Below are 24,391 nucleotides of genomic sequence, written 5' to 3'. Positions count from 1 at the left end.
ATCCATCGGATCAGCCCCGGCAGGCGCGGGGGCGGACAAAGGCGGAGGCCGGCGGGTGGTTGGCCACCCGTCGGCCCCTGGAGATGCGCCCGGCGCGCAGGACGCGCCGGACGACGATGGCAGGCTGGAGTTTACAGCTTGAACTCGGCCGCCCAGTACGCCTTGACCTGCGCGACCAGCTCCGCAGGCAGGGGGACGTAGTGCAGTTCCTGCGCCTGCGGCTGGCCGTTCTCCAGCGCCCAGGTGAAGAAGTCCATCGCGTCGCGCGAACGCTGCGGATCCTTCGGCTGCTTGTACATCAGGATGAAGTTGGTCGCGGTCAGCGGCCAGGCCTGCTCGCCCGGGGCGTTCGTGATGACCAGGCTGAAGTCCTCCGCGTTCGCCCAGTCGGCGGTCGCGGCGGCGGCCTGGAAGGTCTCGATGCTCGGCTGCACCCAGTTGCCCGCGGCGTTCTGCATCGCGGTGTAGGCCATGCCGGTCTCGGTCGCATAGGCCAGCTCGACGTAGCCGATGCCGCCGTCGATCTGCTTCACGTACGCGGCCACGCCCTCGTTGCCCTTGCCGCCCACGCCGGTCGGCCAGCTGACGGACGTGCCCTCGCCGATCGAATCCTTCCACGCCGGGCTGACCTTGGAGAGGTAGTTGACGAAGTTGAAGGTGGTGCCCGAACCGTCCGAGCGGTGCACGACGCTGATCTTCTTGTCGGGCAGTTGCACGCCCGGGTTCACCGCGGCGATCGCCGGGTCGTTCCAGTTGGTGACCTTGCCCATGAAGATGTCCGCGAGCAGCGCGCCGGTCAGGCGCAGCTCGCCGGCCTCGATCCCCTCGATGTTGACGACGGGGACCACGCCGCCGATCGCGGACGGGAACTGGCCCAGGCCGGCCTCGTCGAGCTCCGAAGTGGGCAACGGCTTGTCGGACGAGCCGAAGTCCACCGTGCCGGCCTTGATCTGGGCGATGCCGCCGCCCGAGCCGATCGACTGGTAGTTGATCCGCGCGCCGGTGGCCTTGTTGTAGTCGTCGGACCACTTCGAGATCAGCGGGTAGATGAAGGTGGCGCCGGCGCCGGTGATCTGGGCGGCGACCTGGTCGGACGGAGCGGCCTGGCCCGGCAGCGGGGCGTTGGCGTCGGAGGCGGCCGGGGGCGCGCCGTCGGAGCAGGCGGCCAGTGCCAGGGAGACGGTCAGGACGGCGAGGGCCGGGATGCGGGACATCGGTGACTCCAGGTCATTGGGTGCCGGCATGCTGCGACGGCGGTGCGACCATGGAATGACATCCGTGTTACATCCGTGTGACAGCCGTCTCCCGAAGGCCCGCAGGACGCCCTGGGTGACATGGGGGGGCCGGAAAGGCAACGCCCCGGTCATGTGACCGGGGCGCTTGCGGGCGGATCAGGCCAGCCGGGGACGCTCGGGCGGCAGCGTCACCAGTAGAACTGCGCGCGCGCCTCGAGGATGTCCGGGTCGTCCGACAGGCGGCGGCGGTCGCTGGAGACGTCGACGTAGTTCAGCATGAACTTGAAGTTCTTCTGCCAGTACCAGTTCACGCCCACGGTCACGGCATCCATCTCGCCGCCCTCGACCAGGCCATCGTCCAGGTCGATCGTGTCGTAGCGCACGCCCAGCTGCCACAGGCCCAGCGACGGATTCTCCGCCTTCGGCGTGGCCGGCACGCCCGGCTTGTAGGCGAAGGACTCGCCGGTGACGTTCCACAGCGCAGCCAGGTACGCACCCTCGGCACCGAAGTCGCCGGCGTTGTAGCGGTCGATCGTGCTGCGCATCACTTCGCCCTGCAGCTTGACCGGGCCGGTGGCCCACATGCCTTCCAGGCCGATCGTGGAGATGCGGTCGGCGTCGGCCAGCGTGCCGGTGTCCACCAGCCGGATGCCGGCCTGGTCGGCCTGCGGGCGGGTACGCAGCCGCGCGCTGTCGTTCGCGGTGTCGTAGTCGACGTAGGACACGCCGACGTGCGCGAGGTTGCCCTCGCCGACGTCGGGGGCGAAGGTGCCGCGCAGGCCGTAGCCCGCACCGCGCGCGCCGCCGTCGGTCAGCTCGCGGCCGAACCAGCTGGCGGTCGCCGTCCAGGGGCCTTCGGCGTAGCCGTACGACGCGCCGAGGCGACGCGAGACGCCGAAGGTGTTGGTCACCATCGCCTTGGAGATGAAGTCGTTGTTCTTGGTGGAGGACAGCTCTTCCATCGAGTTCGGCTGCTTGAACTGGCCGACGCGGAAGGTGTGCGCGCCGAAGCTGCGGGCGAGGTTCACGTCCAGCCACTTCTCGCCGGTCATGTCGTAGCCGGCGACCCAGTCGAAGCCGTGGATGCCGCCGGACAGCACCAGTTCGGAGCGGCGCAGGCCGAAGTCGGCGTCGTCGCCGTCGCCGGCATCGCCGTCGAGGTCGGCCAGGTCGCTGTCGTACCAGTAGGCGTCGGTCTGGACCATGCCCTCGAAGCCGATGCTGAAGTCGTCGGATTCATGGATGGCGACCTCGGCATGGGCGATCGGCGCGAGGGCGGCGGCAAGGAGCGCGAGGGTGAGTCGGCGGGGTGTCAGGTTCATGACGAATTGGCGTCGCATGGCTTGGGGACGGCGCGCAGTCTTGCGTCCGGAGGTTTCGGGAATATGACAGGCCAGCCGGTGGCGGGGCGCCGACCCGCTATTCCGGGTCGCCCGGCGTCTTGTCCCGGTACAGGCACAGGTCCCGCACCGGGCAGCGCGGGCATTCGGGCCGGCGCGCCTTGCAGGTGTACCGCCCGTGCAGGATCAGCCAGTGGTGCGCGTCGTGGAGGAACGCGGCGGGCACGCGCGAGAGCAGCGCGTCCTCGACCTCGCGGACGTCGCGGCCGGGCGCGAGGCCGGTCCGGTTGGCGACGCGGAAGATGTGCGTGTCGACCGCCATGGTCGGCTCGCCGAACGCGGTGTTGAGCACCACGTTCGCGGTCTTTCGGCCCACGCCGGGCAGCGCCTCGAGCGCGGCGCGGTCGCGCGGGACCTCGCCGCCGTGTTCTTCAACCAGGATGCGCGCGGCGGCGACGACGTTCGCGGCCTTGGTGTTGAACAGGCCGATCGTGGCGATGTACGGCTTCAGGCCCTCGACGCCGAGCGCGGCCATCGCCGCGGGCGTGTTCGCCACCTTGAACAGCCGGCGCGTGGCCTTGTTGACGCCGGCATCGGTCGCCTGCGCCGACAGCGCGACCGCGACCAGCAGTTCGTAGGGCGTCGCGTATTCGAGTTCGGTCTTCGGCGCGGGATCAAGCTCGCGCAGGCGCGCGAAGAATTCGTGGATGTCCGCTTCCGGCATGCGTCGCGCGCGCAGGGCGGGGCGCTTGCGCTTCGCGGGCCCGGCCGACGCCTTCTTCGCCCGGGTCGCGGTCGAGGGGGACTTCGCGCGCCCGGGCATCAGTCCGGCTTCGCGGCGCGTGCCAGCGCGCGGGCAAGGGCGTCGGAGGCCGCTTTCGGCAGTTCCGCGGGTGCGCCGGGGCCGGCGGTCGGATCCGCGGCGCCGCGCCGCTGCGCGTCGCGCTCGGCCGCGCGGCGCGCGAGCCGGACCTGCCGCTCGCGGTACCGCTCGCGGGCGGCCAGTGCGGATCGGCGGGCGTGGCGCGCCTCGGTGACCCGGGCCCGGCAGGCCGCGTCACACATGTCGCACGCGATGTCATCGAGCAACCCGCCCTCGATCGCGCGGTCGACGTCGTCCACCAGCAGCGCCGCCACGACCGCATGGGCGGGCGCGTTCGCGATGCAATGGCAGGCGGGGCAGGGCGTCGTCATCGTCAAGTCCCTGTCGTTCCGAACGCAGTGAGGAACCTGCTTCTTCCTTTCGTCGGTGCCTGAAAAGCAGGCCCTCGCTTTGCTCGGGACGACAGTGGGGCGGCTAGGTGCCCTTGAATTCCGGCTTGCGCTTGCCGAGGAACGCCGCGGTGCCCTCGCGCATGTCGTCGGTGGAGAACACCAGGCCGAACTGCGCGGACTCGTACTCGAGGCCCTCGTTCATCGCGCACTCGCCGCCCACGGTGATGCAGTCGAGGATGGCGCGCAGCGCGAGCGGCGCGGCGGCGGCGAGCTGGGCGGCGAGCTTCATCACTTCCTGCTCGAGCGCGTCCTGCGCCACCACGCGGTTGACGATGCCCAGCTGCAGCGCCCGCTGCGCATCGACCGGGGCGCCCGTGAGGCACAGCTCGAGCGTGGCCGCGCGACCGGCCAGCCGCAGCAGCCGTTGCGTCCCACCGAAGCCGGGGACCAGGCCCAGGTTGATCTCCGGCTGCCCGACCTTGGCGTTGTCGGAGGCGATGCGCAGGTGGCAGGCCATCGCCAGTTCCAGCCCGCCACCCAGGGCGAAGCCGTTGACCATCGCGACGACGGGTTTCGGGAAGGTCTCGATCGTGCGCATCAGGCGCTGGCCGCGCAGGGAGAAATCGCGGCCCTGCACCGGCGTGAGGGTGTTCATCTGGGCGATGTCGGCGCCGGCGACGAAGGCCTTCGGGCCGGCGCCGGTCAGGACGACGCAGCGCACCCCTTCAGCGGCGGCTGCGGCGTCGAAGGCGGCCTGCAGCGCGTCGATGGTGGCCGCATCCAGCGCGTTCAGCTTGTCGGGGCGGTTGACGGTGACCAGGCGGACGGCGTCGTGGTCGCGGGTCGCGACGGGCGTGGTTTCGGGGGTGTCGGGCATGGGTTCGGGTCCGTGTCCGGAAGTGGGATGGCTCGGGGTGGTCGGGGCCGAAGGCGCGATGAACGGACGCGGCCGGGGCCCCGGCGGGGGCGGAACTTCCACGGACACCCCCTGTCAGAGGGCCCGCGTCAGTGGAGATTAAGCCCTGCCGCGGCTATCCTAGCGCGTCCAGTCCGTCGCTCGCGGCGGCAGGAATCCTCGGGGCGGCACCACCGCCCCGATTCACATCCGGAGGTTGGAATGAAGTTGCGTTTGCTCGCTGCCGCGGTCGCGGCGCTGACCCTTGCGACCGGCGTGTCGGTCGCGCAGGACACCTCGTCGGACAAGGGCAAGCTGAGCTACGCGCTCGGCTACGACCTGGGCCGCAACGCCGCCGAGAGCGGCGAGTCGCTCGACATCGCCACCATCATCAAGGGCCTGCAGGACGGTTACGCCAAGCGCGAGCCGACCGTGCCGGTCGACCAGTTGCGAACCGTGGTCCAGGGCATGCAGCAGCGCCAGGCCGCCAAGGCCAAGGCGAACTGGGACAAGGCGGCCACCGAGAACACCGCGCGCAGCAACCAGTACGTCACCCAGTACCGCGGCACCAGCGGCGTGAAGGCGCTGCCGGGCGGCGCGATGTACCGGGTGCTGCAGAACGGCAACGGTGCCAAGCCGACCGCCGCCAGCACCGTGCAACTGCAGGTCGCCGGTCCGTTCCCGTGGGGCCAGAAGCCGCAGCAGGTCCCGGCGGCGCAGACCACCAGCATGAAGGTCAGCGGCATCGAGCTGGCCGCGATGCGCGAGGCGATCACCAACATGACGGCCGGCTCGAAGTGGGAAATCGTGCTGCCGGCCGACAAGGCCTATGGCGCGGACCCGCGCACGGGCTTCCCGCCGAACGTGGCGGTGATGTTCGAAGTGCAGCTGGTGAGCGTGCAGTAGGCACGCGCTCCAAGCGTCGAGGCGACGCCGGCCCCGGGCCGGCGTCGTCGTTTCAGATCCCGCTTTCCCCGATCCCCCCGGCACGAGCCATGTCTTCCGGTTTCCGCGCGGTCCTCAGTCCCTGCATCGGCGTGTGCACGCTCGACGAGGAGGGCTTCTGCCACGGCTGCCTGCGCAGCAACGCGGAGATCGCCCGCTGGCTGCAGATGGGTGACGACGAGCGCCTGCGCCTGATGGAACACGTCCTGCCGGCACGCGAGGCGCGCAGGCAGTGAACGGCGGCGGCGCGCACCGCGCCCGGCGCGAGGCGATCGCCCGCGTGCTGCACCCGATCGACCACCCGCCACCCGGCGAGGGCTGGAACCGGCGCGACCTCGATGACCTGCTGCGGCCAGGGCTGGTGTTTCGGGAAGCGGCGGTGCTCGTCGGGCTGGTCGAACGCGACGCCACCCTGCAGGTGCTGCTGACGCTGCGCCCGCCCGCGATGCGCCTGCATGCCGGCCAGGTGAGTTTTCCCGGTGGCCGGATCGACCCCGGCGACGCGGGGCCGATGGCCGCCGCCCTGCGCGAGGCGCACGAGGAAGTGGGCCTGGGCGTCGGCCAGGCCACGCCGCTCGGCTACCTGGATCCCCTCGCGACGATCAGCGGCTTCCGCGTCGTCCCGGTGGTCGCCGACATCGATCCCGGCTTCGTCGCGCGACCGCACGCGGCGGAAGTCGCGGCCGTCTTCGAACTGCCCCTGGACTGGTTGCTGGATCCGGCGAACCTCCAGGCACGCGAGGTCCCGTGGCGCGGCCGCATGCGCAGGGTGCCGCAGTTCGTTCCGCATCCGGCCGCACCGGCCCCGGTCTGGGGCGCCACCGCGATGATCATGCAGAACCTGGGCGCACGCCTCCTCGGGTGACGCATGCGTTCACGCCCCGCCCATGGCGCGGGTCTAGGATGTCGCGCTCGGACCAGGGGGTGCCGCGATGTCGAAGGGTTGGACCACCGTCGTCCAGGCCGAAGTGCTCGGCATCGCGCTGGGGCGCGCGGACCTGGCCATCGTCGATTGCCGCTTCGATCTCGGGGACACCCAGGCCGGCGCCCGCGCGTATCGCGAAGCCCACATTCCCGGGGCGGTGTACGCCCACCTCGACCACGACCTGTCAGACCACGGCAAGCACGGGCAGGGGCGGCACCCGTGGCCCGATGCCGAGGCGTTCACCGCGCAGCTCGGTGCATGGGGGATCTCGCCGTCGCACCAGGTCGTGGCCTACGACGAGGCCGATGGCGCGATCGCCGCGCGACTGTGGTTCCTGCTGCGCAGCCTCGGCCACGAGCGGGTGGCCGTGCTCGATGGCGGCTGGCGGCGCTGGGTCCACCTCGGGTTGCCCGTCGACACCGCCATGCCGTCGGTCCGTTCCACCCGGTACGAAGGCGGTTTCGACGCCACGCGCCTGGTCGACGCCGACGCCGTGCAGGCCCGTCTCGAGTCCGGCGACCTGCTGCTGGATGCGCGGGCCGCGGACCGGTTCCGGGGCGAGCAGGAACTGATCGATGCGCGCGCCGGACATGTCCCGGGCGCGACCAGCCGTCCGTACGCGGCGAACCTTGAAGACGGTCGCCTCAAGCCGCCCGCGCAGTTGGCCGACGAGTTCCGGGCGCTGCTCGACGGCCGGCCGCCGGAGCGGGTGATGGCCATGTGCGGTTCCGGCGTCACCGCATGCCACCACCTGCTGGCGATGGAGCGCGCGGGCCTGAAGGGCGCCGCGCTGTACACGGGTTCGTGGAGTGGGTGGATCAGCGACCCGGACCGGCCGGTCGGCACCGGCGACGCCTGACCGCCCGCGGTCTACTTGCCCAGGCGCGCGACCAGCGCGCGCAGCCCCGCCTGCGTGTCCGGGTCCTGCCAGTCGTCGATGAAGCGGTCCAGGTCGATGTGTTCCGGGCGCAGCGCATCCACCACGTCCGCGCGTGCGATGGCCCGCGTCGTCAGCATCGGTTGGCGGGGCAGGGCGAGCAGCGGGCGCAGCCAGGCGAGGCAGGCCTCCACCACGGCCTCGCCCTCGGCGAGTGCGTCGACGATCCCCGCCTCCAGCGCGCGCTCCGCGGGAAGCAGGTCGCCTGCCACCAGCAACTGTTCCGCCCGGCGTGGGCCGACGGCGCGGACCATCAGCCGCTGCACGCCGATCGGCGCGGCCAGGCCGACGCGGGTCTCGTTGAGCCCGATGGCATAGGGCCGCGCGGCGTCCGCGCTTCGCGCCATCACCCGCCAGTCGCAGCACAGCGCGAGGACGCAGCCACCGGCCGGGGCGTGGCCGTTGATGGCCGCGGCCACGGGGACCGGACTGCCCGCCAGCGCGCGCGCGGCGCCGAAGAACGCCTCCCACGCCGCCATCAGCGCGGCGCGGTCGTCGCCGAGGGAAAGGAGGTGGGGCACGTCGAGGCCCGCGGAAAACACCTTCGGGCCACCGGACAGCACCAGCCCCGCGGCGCCGTCCTCGATCGCCGCCGCCACGGCATCGCGCAGCGCCCCGCACAGCGCGGGGTCGAGCGCGTTGACCGGCGGGCGGGCCAGCCGCAGCTCGACGATGTCGCCGCCTTCGCCCGGATGCGTCCGGCGCTCGACCAGGCTCAAGGCGTCATGCCCCGCGGCCAGCTGTAGCGGACGGTGTAGGCGAGCACCGTCTCGCCACCCGTGGGCACGGGCACCTCGAACTCGGCGTGCTGCGCGTCGCGGCGGGTGCCCTCGATGCTCGATTCGGTGAGCGCCCAGTCCGACCAGCGCCCCATCGGCTCGACCACCGTGACCACCACGTCGGCATCGCGCGCATTGCGCACGGTGACGCGGAACGATTCGGTCATGGTGCGGCCTTCGCGGTCGACGGCGAAGGCGACACGCTCGCGTTCGGCGGTCAGGTCGAAGGCCGTGCCAACCTCCATGCGCAGTTCGGCGCCCGCGGGCGTGTGGCCCTGCTGCGACTCGCCGAGGAACTCGTCGCCGTCGAACACGCGGATGCGGCCTTCGGGAAGCGGGCGGCCCAGGCCGGTGTCTTCGCTGTTGGCGATTTCCACGACCGCCTTGACCGGCTGGGCACCGGTGCCGGTGTCATAACCCGGCTCGAGCAGCGGACGCGGCGGCTGCCAGGGCTCGCCGGCGGGGCCGGTTACGTAGCTGCGCTGGCAAGCGACCGCCTCTGCCCGCGTGAACAGCGGCACGCGTTCGATCGCGCCGTCGGCCAGCGTGCTGTGGCCGGGCAGGTCGTACGCGTGGTATTCGCCCGCGCGGCGCCGGGTCGGCATCGCCCCCTGGGCCATGTCCATTTCCGGCGCGGCCGCGGGCGCGGGTGCGGCGCGGAACTTCCGGGCGTCCTCGGTCGCGCGCTCGGGCTCGCCGGCCACGAGGGTCAGCTGGGCATTCGGATAGCCGACGCCGGACCGGTTGGCGACCATCGCCCAGCCGTCGAGCGCGAGCTGGCAGCCGTCCTCGACCTTGGCCAGCCGCGCCACGTATTCGGCCCGCCATGACAGGCCGGTCGTGGGGTAGGAGAGCAGGAAGTTGGCGTTGCCCGCCTGCGGCGACGTGACCTGCCAGCGCAGGGTCGGTTCGGCACCCGGCAGGTCGCCGGCTTCGAGCACGCTCAGGCTGTCGTACTCCCGGATCAGCTTGTAGCGGCCGTCGGCCAGCGCGAGCGTGATCGCATCCCCGGCCGCCACGAGCGTGCCGCTGTCGGTCTGCTTGGCGCCACCGGAGCTGTGCTCGACGGATACCCGGCGTCCGATCGCACGGGCCAGCACGCTTTCGGCGCTGTCGAACGGGGCAAGGAAGCGCTGGGCCCCGACGTCCACGCCCTGCGTGGACGGTCGCAGCGAGACGGCGGCGACGTCGACGCCACGCGGCAGGTCGCCGACCGCGATGCTGTTCGCGCCCGACTGGAGCGCGTAGGTCAGTTCGCTCCGCACCTGCGCGAAGCCGCCACTGCCGCCGGATGCGAGCTGTGCGTAGTCGCCGCTGAAGATGGTCAGGTGGGAGGCCGCACGCGGTTCCGGTGCGTTGCCGCCTCCGTCCGGCGCCGCCGCTTCCGGTGCGACCGGGCGCTGGGGCGGCGCGTCCGGCGCGTCGACGTTGTTGCAGGCGACGAGCGCACCTGAAAGCGCGAACGGCAGCACGAGGCCCCGCGGCATGCGGATCAGCGATCGATTCATCGACGGCTCCGGCAAGGACGTGCCGATATCATAGGCCGCCCGAACTGAGCCGTGTCATGTCCCAGCCCTCGAACGCCATCCGTGCCGATCGCGCCGTGCGCAGCCTGCCGCTCGCGCTCCTGGTGCTCGTCCTCGCGGCGTGCGGGGAATCCGCGGCACCTTCCGGCGACGCGGGGGCGCCCGACGTGGAACCCGTTGCCGGGTTGGACGATGCCGCCCCGCTGCCCGCGGACGACGCGACGGAATGCTCGCCCGGGCTGGCGGATGGTTGGGCGCGCCAGGGTCCGCCGGGGATGCCGATGCTGGCGGGCTTCGGCACGCTGCGTAACGCCTGCGAGGCAGCCGTGACGGTGGTGTCGGCATCGAGCCCGGCGTTCGGTGCGGTGGAACTGCACGAGACGCGCATGGGCGAGGACGGGGTCAGCCGGATGCGGCCCGTGCCGCGGCTGGCGATCGCGCCCGGCGAGAGGGCGACACTCGCGCCCGGGGGGCTGCACCTGATGCTGATGCAGCCGGTGAATCCGCTGGAGGCGGGCCAGCGCGTGGAGGTCACGTTCGTCCTGGACGATGGCCGCGAGATCGCCGGCCAGTTGGAAGTCCGCAACGCGAACTGACCCCAGACCCGCGCAGGCCGTGACACGGGTGCCGGCGCCGGATGCATCGCGCGCGTAGGCGCGCTCCTACGGGGCCCGAGTGGATCCCGCGGCGGATGCACCCGTAGGAGCGCCTCTACAGGCGCGAAGCCGCGACAGGTCGCGTGTGATGTGCTCGCGGTTCACGATGTCAGCGCCGGCGCCGGCGCCCGTGCCCATGCATCCCCGCCCAAGGGCGCGTGGGTAGCGGCGTCAGGCGGCCATCTCTCGGATGACGTCGGGCAGGGGCACCGGCCGGCCGGTGGCGCGGTCGATCCAGACCATCACGACATGGCCGTCGGCGAACAGCGTGCCGTCGGCGCCGACGATGCGGTGCTCGATCGTCGCGGAGGTGTTGCCCAGGCGCCCGGCCAGCAGTTCGACGGACAGCTCGGACGGATACGGGATCGGCATCCGGTAGTTCATCTGCACCGCGGCCAGCAGCGGCGCCACCGCGTCGGTCATCCACGGCCGGTCCAGGCTTTCGAACCAGCGGATGCGCGCCTCCTCGATGTAGGTGAGGAAGTTCGCGTTGTTGACGTGGTTGAACGCGTCCAGGTCGCGCCATCGCAGCTGCATCGGCGTGCGGAACAGGACGCGCGGTGCGTTGTCGCCCGGCGTCGCGCTCATGCCGCCGACTTCCGCTTGCCCGCCTTGCCCCTGGCCGGTGCGATGCCGCCCATCCGGGCCAGGAACTGCCCGGTGTGCGATGCGGCGATGCCCGCGAGATCCTCCGGCGTGCCGGTGGCGATGATCTGCCCGCCACGATGGCCGCCTTCCGGACCGAGGTCGATCACCCAGTCGGCGGTCTTGATCACGTCCAGGTTGTGCTCGATCACCACGATCGTGTTGCCGTCGTCGCGCAGCCGGTGCAGCACGACCAGCAGGTGCTCGATGTCGTGGAAGTGCAGGCCGGTCGTCGGCTCGTCGAGGATGTAGAGCGTGCGCCCGGTGTCGCGCCGCGACAGTTCCTTCGACAGCTTCACGCGCTGGGCCTCGCCGCCCGAGAGCGTGGTGGCCGGCTGGCCGAGCTTGATGTAGCTCAGGCCCACGTCCACCAGCGTCTCGAGCTTGCGGGCGATCGCCGGCACCGGTTCGAACAGGGTGAGCGCGTCCTCGACCGTCATCTCCAGCACGTCGTGGATGCTGTGGCCCTTGTAGAGGATCTCCAGCGTCTCGCGGTTGTAGCGCTTGCCCTGGCACACGTCGCAGGGCACGTACACGTCCGGCAGGAAGTGCATCTCGACCTTGATCAGGCCGTCGCCCTGGCAGGCCTCGCAGCGGCCGCCGCGCACGTTGAACGAGAAGCGCCCCGGCGCATAGCCGCGGGCGCGCGACTCGGGCACCTGGGAGAAGAGCTCGCGCAGCGGCGTGAACAGGCCGGTGTAGGTGGCCGGGTTCGAGCGCGGCGTGCGGCCGATCGGCGACTGGTCGATGTCCACGACCTTGTCGAACAGGTCCAGGCCCTCGATGTCGCCGTGCGGCGCCGGCGTGTGCGAGGCGCCGTTGATCTCGTTGGCGGCCAGCGCGTAGAGCGTGTCGTTGATCAGCGTCGACTTGCCCGAGCCGGACACGCCGGTGATGCAGGTGAACAGCCCCGACGGAATCTCCAGGTCGACGTCCTTGAGATTGTTCCCCGTCGCGCCCTTCAGCTTGAGCATCATCTTGGGGTTGGGCTTGCGGCGCTGCTGCGGCACCTCGATGCGGCGCTTGCCCGACAGGTACTGGCCCGTCAGCGAGCGCGGCGCCTCGAGCACGTCCTCGAGCGTGCCCTGCGCCACGATCTCGCCCCCGTGCACGCCGGCGCCCGGGCCGATGTCCAGCACGTGGTCGGCCATGCGGATGGCGTCCTCGTCGTGCTCGACCACGATCACCGTGTTGCCGAGGTCGCGCAGGCGCGTGAGGGTGCCGAGCAGACGCTCGTTATCGCGCTGGTGCAGGCCGATCGAAGGCTCGTCGAGCACGTACATCACGCCCACCAGGCCCGCGCCGATCTGCGAGGCCAGGCGGATGCGCTGCGCCTCGCCGCCGGACAGCGAGTCGGCCTTGCGCTCGAGGGTGAGGTAGTCCAGGCCCACGTCGACCAGGAACTTCAGCCGGTCGGCGATCTCCTTGACGATCTTGGCCGCGATCTCGCCGCGCCAGCCGGGCAGCGTCATCGAGGTGAAGAACGCCAGCGCCTCGTCGATCGGCAGCACCACCAGGTCCGGCAGCGGCCGCTCGGCCACGAACACGTTGCGCGCGGCGCGGTTCAGGCGCGCGCCGCCGCACTCGGTGCAGGCGCGCTCGCTGATGTACTTGGACAGCTCCTCGCGCACGGCCGCCGACTCGGTGTCGCGGTAGCGGCGCTCCAGGTTCGGCACGATGCCCTCGAACCGGTGCCGGCGCTGGCTGCGCCCGCCCGCGTCGGTGAGGTAGCTGAAGGTGATGGACTCGTTGCCGCTGCCGAACAGCACGGCCTGGCGCACGTCCTCGCCCAGCTCGTTCCAGGGCGTGTCGACGCTGAAGCCGTAGTGCTTGGCCAGCGAGGCGATCAGCTGGAAGTAGTAGGCGTTGCGGCGGTCCCAGCCGCGCACCGCGCCGGCCGCCATCGACAGCTCCGGGTGCACGACCACGCGCGCCGGATCGAAGAACTGGCTCACGCCCAGGCCGTCGCACTCAGGGCACGCACCCACGGGCGAATTGAACGAGAACAGCCGCGGCTCGAGCTCGGGCAGCGAGTAGTCGCACACCGGGCAGCTGTACTTGGAGGAGAACAGCAGCGGGGGATGGCCGTCGTCGTCCAGCGGCATGACCACGGCCATGCCTTCGCCCAGCTTGAGCGCGGTCTCGAAGGATTCGGCCAGGCGCTGGCGGATGTCGTCGCGCACGCGGAAGCGGTCGATCACCGCGTCGATGCTGTGCTTCTGGCGCAGGGCCAGCGCGGGCACGTCGTCGATCTCGTGCAGCACGCCGTCCACGCGCACGCGCACGAAGCCCTGGGCGCGCAGCTGCTCGAAGACCTGGGCGTGCTCGCCCTTGCGCTCGCGGATCACCGGGGCGAGCAGCATCCAGCGCTTCTCGGCCGTCTCCTCCTTTTCGCCCAGCGCCAGGACCTGGTCGACCATCTGGCTGACGGTCTGCGCCTCGAGCGGGTAGCCGTGGTCGGGGCAGCGGGGCAGGCCGACGCGGGCGTACAGCAGGCGCAGGTAATCGTAGATCTCGGTGATCGTGCCGACGGTCGAGCGCGGGTTGTGGCTGGTGGCCTTCTGCTCGATGGCGATGGCCGGGCTCAGCCCCTCGATGTGGTCGAGGTCGGGCTTCTCCATCACGCTCAGGAACTGGCGGGCGTAGGCCGACAGCGACTCGACGTAGCGGCGCTGGCCCTCGGCGTAGATGGTGTCGAACGCGAGCGACGACTTGCCTGAGCCGGACAGGCCGGTCACCACGATGAGCTTCTCGCGGGGCAGGTCGAGGTCGAGGTTCTTGAGGTTGTGCGTCCGCGCGCCGCGGATGCGGATGTATTCCATCGCCATCGGTGGGGCCGGAATCCTTTCGACGAGGGTGGGGCGGCCGGCCGATCGGGCGGATCGCGGGCCAACGGACGAGCGTAGCGAGGCCCCTATCTGGGGGCAAATGCCCGGACTCCCACCGTCCCAAGCCCCCGGAATGGGGTCAGGTTCATTTTCACTGGCTTCGGGTCGCCCGGCCCCGCGACCCGGGGTATCCCGCTCTTCGCGCGGCAGGGCGTCCTGCCCTGACGCGCGCGCCGGCCATCCTTGGCCGGCTTGTCGCGGGATACCCCGGGTCACGGGTCCTCCTCGGCAGCCAGGACGCCCGGCCTTCGGCCAGAACAGCGCGTCTCGCGCACTGCCTGTTTGGAGCGCTTCTTCCGCCGAAATCGGGTCACCGAGGAGCGGACGGACGGGGCGGGTGCTCGCGCCAAGCAGGCCAGGGATGGCCTGCGCCCGAGTCAGGGCAGGATGCCCTGACCGAGGGAAAAGCGAGCACCCGCCGCGGCCGGCCGCGTGCCCGCGCCCCATCCCGGAGCCGCTTCCACGCGGAGAGCGGCGTTGGGCCGCGGAGCCGGGGTTCCGGGGTTCCGGGGCCTGAGCGTGGCCCTGGGGTCGGTTGACCCTAACCCGCTGAAAGCCCTACAATTCCGCTTCTGTCCGCCCTCGATGGCGGGCAGGTACCCAGAAGAACTACACAACGCACCAAGCTAAGGAACACAGTCATGTACGCAGTTCTGGTCACCGGCGGTAAGCAATACCGCGTGATGAAGGGCGAGGTCCTGCGCGTCGAGAAGCTCGATGCCGAGGAAGGCAAGGAGATCAGCTTCGACAACGTGCTGATGCTCGGCGATTCCGATGGCGTCAAGCTCGGCGACGACATCAAGGGCGCCACCATCAAGGCCAAGGTCGTCGGCCACGGCCGCGCCGACAAGGTCCGCATCGTCAAGTTCCGCCGCCGCAAGCACCATCGCAAGCAGATGGGCCACCGGCAGCATTACACCGAAATCGAGATCACCGGAATCAACGGTTCCGGCGACGGCAAGAAGTAAGGAGAAGCAGCCATGGCACACAAGAAGGGCGTAGGTTCCTCGCGCAACGGCCGCGACTCCAACCCGAAGTACCTGGGCGTCAAGCTGTACGGCGGCCAGGCGTGCGAAGCCGGCAACATCATCGTCCGGCAGCGCGGCACGCAGTTCCACCCGGGTTCGGGCGTCGGCCTGGGCCGCGACCACACGCTGTTCGCGCTCGTCGACGGCAAGGTCGAGTTCTCGACCAAGGGCCCGAAGAAGCGCCGCACGGTGAGCGTCGTCGCCGAGGCCTGAACCGCCGCGACAACGTGAGTCGAGAGGCCCCGCTCCGGCGGGGCTTCTTGTTTGCGGCGCCGCCCGCGGAGTTCCGCCAACACTGTCGTTCCGAGCGCAGCGAGGAACCTGCTTTCCCTGCAGCCACGATGAAGCAGGTCCCTCGCTATGCTCGGGACGACAGGCTGCGTCGCTGCTTCCACAGCACGTTGTTTATGCTTTCCCGCGGCCGCGCCATGCGCGCCACATCCACACCGGGCGACCGATCCAATGAAACTCGTCGACGAAGCTGAAATCCAGGTCATCGCGGGCCGCGGCGGCAACGGCTGCATCGGCTTCCGGCGCGAGAAGTTCATCCCGCTCGGCGGGCCGGACGGCGGCGACGGCGGCGACGGCGGCAGCGTGTACCTGCTGGCCGACGAGAACCTCAACACGCTGGTCGACTTCCGCCACCAGAAGCAGTTCAAGGCCCAGCGCGGGCAGGACGGCATGGGGCGGCAGATGTACGGTCGCGGCGGCGAGGACCTGGTGGTCACGGTCCCGGTGGGCACTGTGGTGGTCAACGTCGAGACCGACGAGGTGATCGGGGACCTGACCCGCCACGGCGAGCGCCTGCTGGTCGCGCGCGGCGGCCGGGGCGGCCTGGGCAACATGCACTTCAAGAGTTCGGTGAACCGCGCGCCGCGCAAGGCGACGCCGGGCGCCGAGGGCGAGGAGCGCACGCTCAAGCTCGAACTCAAGCTGCTGGCCGACGTGGGCCTGCTCGGGTTCCCGAACGCGGGCAAGTCGACCTTCGTGCGCGCGGTCTCGGCCGCCACGCCGAAGGTGGCCGACTATCCGTTCACCACGCTCTATCCGAACCTGGGCGTGGTGAGCGTGGAGCCGCACCGCAGCTTCGTCATCGCCGACATCCCGGGCCTGATCGAGGGTGCGGCCGAGGGCGCGGGCCTGGGTGCGCAGTTCCTGCGCCACCTGCAGCGCACCCGCCTGCTGCTGCACCTGGTCGACATCGCGCCGATGGGCTACGAGAGCACGTTCGATGACGGCAGCGACGACGACGGCGCCCCGGACCCGGTGGAGCAGGTGCGCAAGCTCGAGCGCGAACTGGAGCGCCACGATCCGGAGCTGCTGGCCAAGCCGCGCTGGCTGGTGCTCAACAAGGCCGACCTGATGCCCGAAGCAGACGCGAAGGCGCGCGCCGAGGACATCGTCGCCCGGCTCGGGTGGGAAGGCCCGTGGTACCTGGTGTCGGCCATCGGCCGCGAGGGCACCATGCCGATCATGCGGCAGGTGCAGGCGTTCCTCGATCGCCAGCGGGAAGAGGACGCCGAGCGCGCCGCCGCCGAAGACGCCTCCGCAGGCGACACCACCGCGTAACCGCCCCGCGCATCGGCGCGCCTACGCGCGCGATTGAATCCGGCACCCGGGGACAATGGATCCCGGCCTTCGCCGGGATGACGGCGTCGCACCGGACAGACCCGCGCAAGACCCCTTGTAGGAGCGCGCCTACGCGCGCGATTGAATCCGGCACCTGTGGACAATGGATCCCGGCCTTCGCCGGGATGACGGCTTGGATGCTGTCCGGCGGGAAAGCGCCCCCTGTAGGAGCGCACCTTGGGGCGCGATGCCATGCCGACAGGCGTCGCGGGGAAAGCCATCGCGGTGCAAGCCCCGCTCCTACAGGAGGCGCTTCCCGGGGTCGTGGATCGTCGCCACCCGGGTCGCGCGGGCAACAAAAAACCCGGCCGAGGCCGGGTTTCCTGGTATTGCGGGAGCGCGAGCCTCAGGCGGCCTGCAGCGCCTTGATCCGGGCGGTCAGGCGGCTCTTGTGGCGGGCGGCCTTGTTCTTGTGGATCAGGCCGCGGGCGCTGAAACGGTCGAGGAGCGGCTGCGCCGACTGGAACGCGGACTTGGCGCCTTCGGCATCGTTCGCGTCGAGGGCCTTGAGCACCTTCTTGACGGCCGTGCGCAGCATCGAGCGCTGGCTGGCGTTGCGGTTGTTGCGCACGACAGCCTGCTTGGCGCGCTTCTTGGCGGACTTGATGTTGGCCACTGCGGGAATCCTGGAAGAAACTGGTAGGGTGTTGGAGCGATTGCGCGGGCCGACGGCCCGGCAAGACCGGAAATTATGGGCATTTCAGCAGCTTGGGTCAACCCGGGCGGCCAGGCGGACGGGGCGGGGGGGCGCATGAGTCATTCAGGAGGCGGGGAGGCCGGCGAGCCCGGCGGCCAAGCCGCGCCACCCAGCCCCCCGGCCGGTGCCCCGGAGGGCAGCCCGCCCGTCCCCGGAAACCTGCCCGAGCCCCCGCCCGGCGTCCCCAAGCGCGCCCGCACGGGCCTGATGCGTTCGGGCGCGGTCTTCAGCGCCATGACCCTGCTGTCCCGGATCGCGGGGCTGGTGCGGGACATGCTCCAGGCCCGGATCTTCGGCGTGTCGCTGGCGATGGACGCCTTCGTCGTCGCCTACCGCATCCCCAACTACCTGCGCCGGATCTTCGCGGAAGGCTCCATGCAGATGGCCTTCGTCCCGGTCTTCAACGAGATCCGGCAGAAGGGCGACAAAGCCGCGCTCAAGGACTTCCTCGACCACATGGCCGGCGCCCTGTGCGCGGTGGTGCTGGTGGTGGTGGCCCTCGGCATGCTGGCCGCACCGGGCATCGCGGCGGTCTTCGCGCCCGGCTCGCTGGACGAGCCGGCCAAGTTCGACCTGATCGCGCGGATGCTGCGGATCACCTTCCCGTACCTGCTGTTCATCTCGCTGATGGCGCTGGTCGCCTCGGTGCTAAACAGCTTCGGGAAGTTCGCGCTGCCGGCCGTGACGCCGGTGCTGCACAACCTGACGGTGATCGCGGCGATGCTGTTCCTTGCGCCGCTGCTGGAGGTGCCGCCGGTCGCGCTGGCCTGGGGCGTGCTGGCCGCGGGCGTGCTGCAGCTGGTGGTGCTGTGGCCGGCGCTGGGCCGGCTGGGGCTGCGGCCGCGGTTCAAGGCCGGTTTCAGGCATCCGGACGTGCGCCGGGTCGCCAAGCTGATGCTGCCGACGCTGTTCTCCTCGTCGGTCGCGCAGCTCAACCTGCTGGTGGGCACGATCTTCGCCTCGCTGCTGGTGACCGGCAGCCAGACCTGGCTGTACCTGTCCGACCGGCTGGTCGAGTTCCCGCTGGGTCTGTTCGGCGTGGCGCTGGGCACGGTGATCCTGCCGCACCTGTCGCGCCGGCATGCCGACCAGGACGTCGAGGGGTACTCGCACACGCTCGACTGGGCGATGCGGATGGCGCTGCTGATCGGATTCCCGGCCGCCCTGGGCCTGGTCCTGCTGGCCGGGCCGCTGACCGCCACGATCTACCAGTACGGCGCGTTCACCGCCTTCGACACCCGGATGGCCGCGATCAGCCTGGGGGCGATGGCGATCGGCGTGCCGGCCTTCATGCTGAGCAAGGTGCTGCTGCCGGCGTTCTATGCCCGGCAGGACACGAAGACCCCGATGCGCGCGGCGATCTGGACGGTGGTGGCCAACGTGCTGCTGACCATCGCGATCACCACGCCGCTGTGGCTCAACGGCGTGCAGGGCGCGCACGGCGGCATCGCGCTGGCCACGGCGCTGGCGGGCATCTTCCACGTCTGGCTGCTCCGGCGGTACGTGAAGCGGGCCGGGCTGCACCGGCACGAGCCGGGCTGGGGCGTGTTCGCGCTGCGGATGCTTGCTTCGTGCGCGGTGATGGCGGCGGTGGTCTACGGCCTGCGCGCGTGGGTCGGCGACTGGGATGCGCTGCACGGGCTGGCGCGGGTGTGGTGGCTGCTGGCGATCGTGGCCGCCGGCGCCGCCAGCTATGCCGCGGCGCTGCTGATCTTCGGCCTGCGCCCCCGCCACCTCCGCGACCACTGACCGCGGGAGGGATTCGCGGGGCGGCGCGTTGCACCGCCACCGGGGCTACGCGATTGCATCTTCCCCCGTAGGAGCGCCTCTACAGGCGCGAAGGGCGCGGTCTGTGGCGTGCGACGCCATCCGGTGGCGGTGACGTCCCCGGCGCCGGTGGCATCGCGCGCGCAGGCGCGCTCCTACGAGAGGGTTCGCGTTTCCCGTAGGAGCGCCTCTACAGGCGCGAAGGGCGGGGCACGTCGCGTGCGATCCAATCGCGGCCATCCGGGATGGCCCCGGCGCCGGTGGCATCGCGCGAGTAGGCGCGCTCCTACGAGAGGGTTCGCGTTTCCTGTAGGAGCGCCTCTACAGGCGCGAAGGGCGCGGCACGTCGCGTGCGACCCAATCGCGGCCTCCGGAATGGCCCCGGCGCCGGCGGCATCGCGCGCGTAGGCGCGCTCCTACGGGCAGGGGGCCGCGGTGTGCATGGGTCCCGGTGGCTATACTGCCCGGCCGCTTTCGACTTGCCGGGCCGGCCCTTGGGCTGGCCGGCCACGCCCGCCCTGGACGACGCCGCCCGCCCCGACTGCACCCTGTTCCGCGATCCCGCCGGCCCGCGGCTGTGCCCGGCCGGCAGCGCGGTGTGCATCGGTGCGTTCGACGGCCTGCACCTCGGCCACCAGGCCCTGGTCGCCGCGACGATCGTACGGGCCCGCGCGCTGGGCGTCCCATCGGTCGCGATCACCTTCGACCCGCTCCCGCGCGAGTATTTCGCGAAGGACGCGGGGCCGCCGCGCGTGATGCCCACGCGCCAGAAGATCGAGCGCCTGTGGGACCTCGGCATCGACCTGGTCGGCATGCTGCACTTCGACGCCTCGCTCGCCGCGCAGTCGGCCGAGGCCTTCGTGGGCGAGGTCCTGGTCGACCGCCTCGGCGCCCGGGCCGTGCGCATCGGCCCCGACTTCCGCTTCGGCAAGGGCAGGGCGGGCGACCTCGCGCTGCTGCAGGCCGAAGGCGCGCGCCACGGCTTCGACGCCGCCGCGATCGAGCCGCTGCACCTGGACGGCGAGCGCGTCTCCAGCACCGCCGTGCGCGCCGCGCTCGCGGCCAGTGACTTCGGCGCCGCCGCCCGCCTGCTCGGCCGCCCGTACACGATCGCAGGCACCGTCGTGCACGGCCAGCACCTGGGCCGGACGCTCGGCTACCCGACCGCGAACCTGCGCTACCCGCATGCGCCGCCGCTGACTGGCATCTTCGCCACCCGCGTGCACGGCGTGGGCGACGCGCCCTGGCCGTCGGTGTCGAGCTTCGGCACCCGCCCCACGGTCGACGGCCGCGAGCCCCTGCTCGAGGCCCACCTGTTCGACTTCGACGGCGACCTGTACGGCCAGCGGCTCGAGGTCGAGTTCGTCGCCAAGCTCCGCGACGAGGAGAAGTTCGACGACCTGCCGGCCCTGGTCGCGCAGATGGATCGCGATGCCGCCGCGGCGCGTGACATCCTTGATGCCCTCGCGGGTCGCACGGCCGACGCCGACCCCGCCACGCCCCCCATCCAGCAACGAGCCAACGCGTGACCCAGGACGCCAACCCCTACAAGGCCACCATCCACCTGCCGGCCACCGACTTCCCGATGCGGGGCGACCTGCCCAGGCGGGAGCCGCACACGCTCGCGCGCTGGGAGGAGGAAGGCCTGTACGCGAAGGTGCGCGCCCACGCCAAGGGCCGCCCGAACTTCACCCTGCACGACGGCCCGCCGTACGCGAACGGGGCGATCCACATCGGCCACGCGGTCAACAAGGTGCTCAAGGACATCGTGGTCAAGTCGCGCCTCATGGCCGGCTTCGACGCGCCCTACGTGCCGGGCTGGGACTGCCACGGCCTGCCGATCGAGCACGCGGTGGAGAAGAAGTTCGGCAAGGTCGGGGTGAAGCTCGACGCCGAGCAGTTCCGCGCCAAGTGCCGCGAGTACGCCGGCGAGCAGATCGAGACCCAGCGCCGCGACTTCAAGCGCCTGGGCGTGATCGGCGACTGGGACAACCCGTACCGCTCGATGGACTTCCGCTACGAGGCGGACATCGTGCGCGCGCTGGCGAAGATCGTGGAGCGCGGGCACCTGTCGCGCGGCGTGAAGCCGGTGCACTGGTGCTTCGACTGCGGCTCGGCGCTGGCCGAGGCGGAGATCGAGTACGCCGACAAGACGTCGCCGGCGGTCGATGTCGCCTATCCGGCGCGCGACCCGAAGGCGCTGGCCGCCGCGTTCGAGGCCGCGCTGCCAGAGGGCGTCGAGGTCGCGGTGCCGATCTGGACCACCACGCCGTGGACACTGCCGGCGAGCCTGGCGGTCGCGCTGGGCGAGGACCTCGAGTACGTGCTCGTCGATGGCCCCGCGCGCAACGGAACCCGCCGTTGGCTCGTGCTGGCCGCCGACCTCGCCGACGCCGCGCTCAAGCGCTACGGCATCGACGAGGCCACGATCCACGGCCGCGCCAGGGGCGCCGAACTCGCCGGTGCACTCCTCGACCACCCGTTCCGCGCCGGCGACGCCGCCTGGTCGCGCGACGTGCCGCTGATCCTCGCCGAGCACGTGTCGGACGAGGAGGGCACCGGCGCCGTGCACACCGCCCCCGGCCACGGCCAGGAGGATTTCGTGGCCGGCCAGCGCCACGGCCTGCTGGCGAAGTACGCCGCCAACGAACTCAACCCGGTGGACGCGCGCGGCGCCTACTTGCCTTCCACGCCGGGCATCGGCGACACCGCCATCGCCGGCGTGCACATCTGGAAGGCGAACCCGCTCATCGTCGAGGCGCTGCGCGCCGACGGCAACCTGCTCGCGCATTCGGAACTGCGCCACAGCTACCCGCACTGCTGGCGCCACAAGACGCCGGTGGCGTTCCGCGCCACGCCGCAGTGGTTCATCTCGATGGAGAAGCAGGGCCTGCGCCGCGACGCGCTGGCGGCCATCGACGGCGCCGCGTTCGTGCCCGACTGGGGCCGGGCCCGCATCCGCGGCATGGTCGAGGGCCGCCCGGACTGGACCGTCTCGCGGCAGCGCTTCTGGGGCGTGCCGCTGTGCCTGTTCATCGACCGCGAGAGCGGCGAGCCGCACCCCGAGACCCCGGCATTGATGCGCAAGATCGCCGAGAAGATCGAGACCGACGGCGCCGACGCCTGGTACACCCTCGACACCGCCGACCTGCTGGGCGCCGACGCCGAGCGCTACGACAAGGTCCCGGACATCCTCGACGTCTGGTTCGACTCGGGCGTCACCCACTTCTGCGTGCTCGAGCAGCGCGCCGCCGAGGGCCTGCACAAACCCGCCGACCTGTACCTGGAAGGCTCCGACCAGCACCGCGGCTGGTTCCAGTCGTCGCTGCTGACCGGCGTGGCGATGGACGGCCGCGCGCCGTACAAACAGGTCCTCACGCACGGCTTCGCGGTCGACGCGCAGGGCAAGAAGATGTCCAAGTCGGTCGGCAACGTGGTCGAGCCGCAGAAGGTCATCGACGCGATGGGCGCGGACGTGCTGCGCCTGTGGATCGCGGCCACCGACTACCGCCAGGAGATGTCGGTCTCCGACGAGATCCTGAAGCGCAGCGCCGACGGCTACCGCCGCATCCGCAACACCGCGCGCTTCCTGCTGGGCAACCTGCACGGGTTCGACCCGCGCACGCAGCGGGTCGATGCGCAGGAGATGGTCGCGCTCGACCGCTGGATCGTGCACCGCGCCCACCAGCTGCAGCAGAAGATCACTTCGGCCTACGAGCGCTACGACTTCGCCGAGGTCGTGCACGGGCTGTCGAACTTCTGCAGCGTGGACCTGGGCGCCCTGTACCTGGACGTGACCAAGGACCGGCTCTACACGATGCCTGAGGACTCGCGCGGCCGGCGCAGCGCGCAGACCGCGATGTACCACGTCGTCGAGGCGTTCGCGCGCTGGATCGCGCCGGTGCTGGCATACACCGCCGACGAGCTGTGGTCGCACCTGCCGCCGCCGGCCACGGGCGAGCGCGAGGAGAACGTGCTGTTCGCCACCTGGTACACGGGCCTGTCCGCGCTGCCGGAGGACGCGGCGCTGTCGGCGGTCGACTTCGAACGCCTGCTGGCGCTGCGCGAGCAGGTCGCCAAGGTGCTCGAGCCGATGCGCGCGGGCGGCGAGATCGGCGCCGCGCTCGAGGCCGAGATCACGCTGGGCTGCAGCGTGGCCGACCAGAACCGGCTGGCGCCGCTGGCGGAGGAACTGCGCTTCCTCTTCATCAGCGGCGACGTGAGGGTCGAGGCCGCGCCGGACGCGAAGGCGATCCAGGTGACCGCCGCGGCGACGGACAAGGCCAAGTGCGTGCGCTGTTGGCACCACCGCGCCGACGTCGGTTCGATCGAAGCCCACCCGACGATCTGCGGCCGCTGCGTCACCAACATCGAAGGCCCCGGCGAGGACCGCCACTACTTCTGATGAGTCGCCGACGCCCGTGGTCCACATCGCCCCACCCGCGCGACGCGCTCGGACACCCTGTAGGAGCGCGCCTACGCGCGCGATCCCACCGGCGCCCGCGCGGGTTCGGACGCGGCGATGCCCCGGTCCGGTGCGGAGGCGCTTCATCGCGACTGTAGAGGCGCTCCTACAGCGGCACCCACCGTGAATGTCGGCGCACAGGCCGCCCCTCAACCGAAGAAGAACACGCCACCCATGACCACCCCGCGCCCGACCCCGAACGCCCTGATCTGGCTCGTCCTCTCGGCCGTGGTCATCGGCCTCGACCAGCTCACCAAGTGGTGGGTGCTGACCTCGCTGCCCGAGTACACCGCGATCCCGGTGATCGACGGCTTCTGGAACTGGTACCGCACCTACAACACTGGGGCGGCCTTCAGCTTCCTCGCCGATGCCGGCGGCTGGCAGCACTGGTTCTTCCTGGCCACCGCGGTGGTGATCTGCGGGCTGCTGGGCGCCTGGCTGCGGCGCACGCCGCGCGACGACTGGCGCACCGCGCTGCCGTTCGCGCTGGTGATCGGCGGGGCGATCGGAAACGTCATCGACCGGCTGGCCTACGGGCACGTCGTGGACTTCATCCAGTGGCATTGGCGGGACTACTACTGGCCCGCCTTCAACATCGCCGACGCCGCCATCGTGGGCGGCGCGATCGGGATCGCGGTCTTCGGCCTGTTCCCCCGCAAGCAGCCCACCCCGTCCTGAGACCTGTCGTCCCGAGCGCAGCGAGGGACCTGCTTTTCCCGCGGCATGCGTAGAAGCAGGTCCCTCGCTGCGCTCGGGACGACATTCCGGGGCTGCGCTGGCCCGGGGGCAAGTGAAGGCCCGGGACAGGCGCGGGTCACG

The 24,391-nt window shown here is 71.2% G+C and carries 19 protein-coding genes and 2 pseudogenes; 11 read left to right on the top strand and 10 right to left on the bottom strand.

Annotated features, from left to right (window positions below; all coding sequences use genetic code 11):
* Window positions 1-131 precede the first annotated feature (131 nt).
* The 5 genes from pstS to ACYU7H_RS01940 form a co-directional block, all read right to left on the bottom strand.
* On the bottom strand, window positions 132-1,214 hold the full coding sequence (pstS, locus tag ACYU7H_RS01960) for a phosphate ABC transporter substrate-binding protein PstS (RefSeq protein ID WP_460812049.1): 1,083 nt from the start codon (window positions 1,212-1,214) through the stop codon (window positions 132-134).
* A 209-nt stretch (window positions 1,215-1,423) separates the two neighbouring features.
* On the bottom strand, window positions 1,424-2,557 hold the full coding sequence (locus tag ACYU7H_RS01955) for an OprO/OprP family phosphate-selective porin (RefSeq protein ID WP_460812048.1): 1,134 nt from the start codon (window positions 2,555-2,557) through the stop codon (window positions 1,424-1,426).
* Between the two features lie 97 nt (window positions 2,558-2,654).
* A complete protein-coding gene (gene nth / locus ACYU7H_RS01950) occupies window positions 2,655-3,299 on the bottom strand; it encodes an endonuclease III (protein ID WP_460813031.1) in 645 nt (214 codons plus the stop codon).
* Between the two features lie 98 nt (window positions 3,300-3,397).
* A complete protein-coding gene (locus ACYU7H_RS01945) occupies window positions 3,398-3,769 on the bottom strand; it encodes a hypothetical protein (protein ID WP_460812046.1) in 372 nt (123 codons plus the stop codon).
* 103 nt (window positions 3,770-3,872) lie between these two features.
* On the bottom strand, window positions 3,873-4,667 hold the full coding sequence (locus tag ACYU7H_RS01940; RefSeq protein WP_460812044.1) for an enoyl-CoA hydratase/isomerase family protein: 795 nt from the start codon (window positions 4,665-4,667) through the stop codon (window positions 3,873-3,875).
* Between the two features lie 240 nt (window positions 4,668-4,907).
* Between ACYU7H_RS01940 and ACYU7H_RS01935 the strand changes: the two genes are divergently transcribed.
* The 3 genes and pseudogenes from ACYU7H_RS01935 to ACYU7H_RS01925 all read left to right on the top strand — a co-directional run bounded on the left by ACYU7H_RS01935 (window position 4,908) and on the right by ACYU7H_RS01925 (window position 7,414).
* Entirely contained in the window at window positions 4,908-5,591 is a 684-nt protein-coding gene (locus ACYU7H_RS01935; protein WP_460812043.1) for an FKBP-type peptidyl-prolyl cis-trans isomerase N-terminal domain-containing protein, read from the top strand.
* A gap of 89 nt (window positions 5,592-5,680) precedes the next feature.
* Window positions 5,681-6,495: pseudogene (locus ACYU7H_RS01930) on the top strand (NUDIX hydrolase).
* Between the two features lie 67 nt (window positions 6,496-6,562).
* Window positions 6,563-7,414, top strand: a complete 852-nt coding sequence (locus ACYU7H_RS01925) for a sulfurtransferase (protein ID WP_460812041.1) — start codon at window positions 6,563-6,565, stop codon at window positions 7,412-7,414.
* An 11-nt stretch (window positions 7,415-7,425) separates the two neighbouring features.
* On the opposite strand, the gene ACYU7H_RS01920 is transcribed toward ACYU7H_RS01925, so the two are convergent.
* Both ACYU7H_RS01920 and ACYU7H_RS01915 read right to left on the bottom strand, forming a co-directional pair.
* Window positions 7,426-8,205, bottom strand: a complete 780-nt coding sequence (locus tag ACYU7H_RS01920) for an enoyl-CoA hydratase/isomerase family protein (RefSeq protein ID WP_460813030.1) — start codon at window positions 8,203-8,205, stop codon at window positions 7,426-7,428.
* A 2-nt stretch (window positions 8,206-8,207) separates the two neighbouring features.
* Window positions 8,208-9,779: a DUF4139 domain-containing protein gene (locus ACYU7H_RS01915; RefSeq protein WP_460812039.1), complete on the bottom strand. Its 1,572-nt coding sequence runs from the start codon at window positions 9,777-9,779 to the stop codon at window positions 8,208-8,210.
* A gap of 56 nt (window positions 9,780-9,835) precedes the next feature.
* On the opposite strand from ACYU7H_RS01915, the gene ACYU7H_RS01910 reads away from it, so the two are divergent.
* The gene (locus ACYU7H_RS01910; RefSeq protein WP_460812037.1) at window positions 9,836-10,393 is read left to right on the top strand and encodes a copper chaperone PCu(A)C; all 558 of its coding nucleotides are present in this window, start codon (window positions 9,836-9,838) and stop codon (window positions 10,391-10,393) included.
* 231 nt (window positions 10,394-10,624) lie between these two features.
* On the opposite strand, the gene ACYU7H_RS01905 is transcribed toward ACYU7H_RS01910, so the two are convergent.
* The gene (locus ACYU7H_RS01905; protein ID WP_460812035.1) at window positions 10,625-11,041 is read right to left on the bottom strand and encodes an acyl-CoA thioesterase; all 417 of its coding nucleotides are present in this window, start codon (window positions 11,039-11,041) and stop codon (window positions 10,625-10,627) included.
* Between the two features lie 50 nt (window positions 11,042-11,091).
* Window positions 11,092-13,926, bottom strand: a pseudogene (gene uvrA, locus ACYU7H_RS01900) (excinuclease ABC subunit UvrA); the annotation flags it as partial.
* Between the two features lie 701 nt (window positions 13,927-14,627).
* On the opposite strand from uvrA, the gene rplU reads away from it, so the two are divergent.
* The 3 genes from rplU (at window position 14,628) to obgE (ending at window position 16,583) form a co-directional block, all read left to right on the top strand.
* Entirely contained in the window at window positions 14,628-14,954 is a 327-nt protein-coding gene (gene rplU, locus ACYU7H_RS01895) for a 50S ribosomal protein L21 (protein ID WP_460812033.1), read from the top strand.
* 12 nt (window positions 14,955-14,966) lie between these two features.
* Complete coding sequence (rpmA, locus tag ACYU7H_RS01890) at window positions 14,967-15,227, top strand: 50S ribosomal protein L27 (protein ID WP_460812031.1); 261 nt, start codon at window positions 14,967-14,969, stop codon at window positions 15,225-15,227.
* 249 nt (window positions 15,228-15,476) lie between these two features.
* On the top strand, window positions 15,477-16,583 hold the full coding sequence (gene obgE / locus ACYU7H_RS01885) for a GTPase ObgE (protein ID WP_460812029.1): 1,107 nt from the start codon (window positions 15,477-15,479) through the stop codon (window positions 16,581-16,583).
* Window positions 16,584-16,989: 406 nt separating this feature from the next.
* On the opposite strand, the gene rpsT is transcribed toward obgE, so the two are convergent.
* Window positions 16,990-17,259 carry a 30S ribosomal protein S20 gene (gene rpsT / locus ACYU7H_RS01880; protein WP_460812027.1) on the bottom strand — a complete coding sequence of 90 codons (270 nt, stop codon included), beginning with the start codon at window positions 17,257-17,259 and terminating at the stop codon, window positions 16,990-16,992.
* Between the two features lie 135 nt (window positions 17,260-17,394).
* Here rpsT and murJ point away from each other — a divergent pair, with 135 nt between their 5' ends.
* The 4 genes from murJ to lspA all read left to right on the top strand — a co-directional run bounded on the left by murJ (window position 17,395) and on the right by lspA (window position 24,250).
* On the top strand, window positions 17,395-19,089 hold the full coding sequence (murJ, locus tag ACYU7H_RS01875) for a murein biosynthesis integral membrane protein MurJ (RefSeq protein WP_460812025.1): 1,695 nt from the start codon (window positions 17,395-17,397) through the stop codon (window positions 19,087-19,089).
* Window positions 19,090-19,655: 566 nt separating this feature from the next.
* Window positions 19,656-20,636 (top strand): bifunctional riboflavin kinase/FAD synthetase, encoded by a 981-nt coding sequence (locus tag ACYU7H_RS01870; protein ID WP_460813028.1) that lies wholly within the window; start codon window positions 19,656-19,658, stop codon window positions 20,634-20,636.
* Window positions 20,633-23,512 (top strand): isoleucine--tRNA ligase, encoded by a 2,880-nt coding sequence (gene ileS / locus ACYU7H_RS01865; RefSeq protein ID WP_460812023.1) that lies wholly within the window; start codon window positions 20,633-20,635, stop codon window positions 23,510-23,512. Before ACYU7H_RS01870 ends, ileS begins: the two co-directional genes overlap by 4 nt.
* Window positions 23,513-23,746: 234 nt before the next feature.
* On the top strand, window positions 23,747-24,250 hold the full coding sequence (lspA, locus tag ACYU7H_RS01860) for a signal peptidase II (RefSeq protein ID WP_460812021.1): 504 nt from the start codon (window positions 23,747-23,749) through the stop codon (window positions 24,248-24,250).
* Window positions 24,251-24,391 lie beyond the last annotated feature (141 nt).

This window comes from Luteimonas pelagia (genome assembly GCF_054776035.1).
Note: the sequence above shows the minus strand (reverse complement) of the source record. Positions and strands in the feature narration are given on the sequence as shown.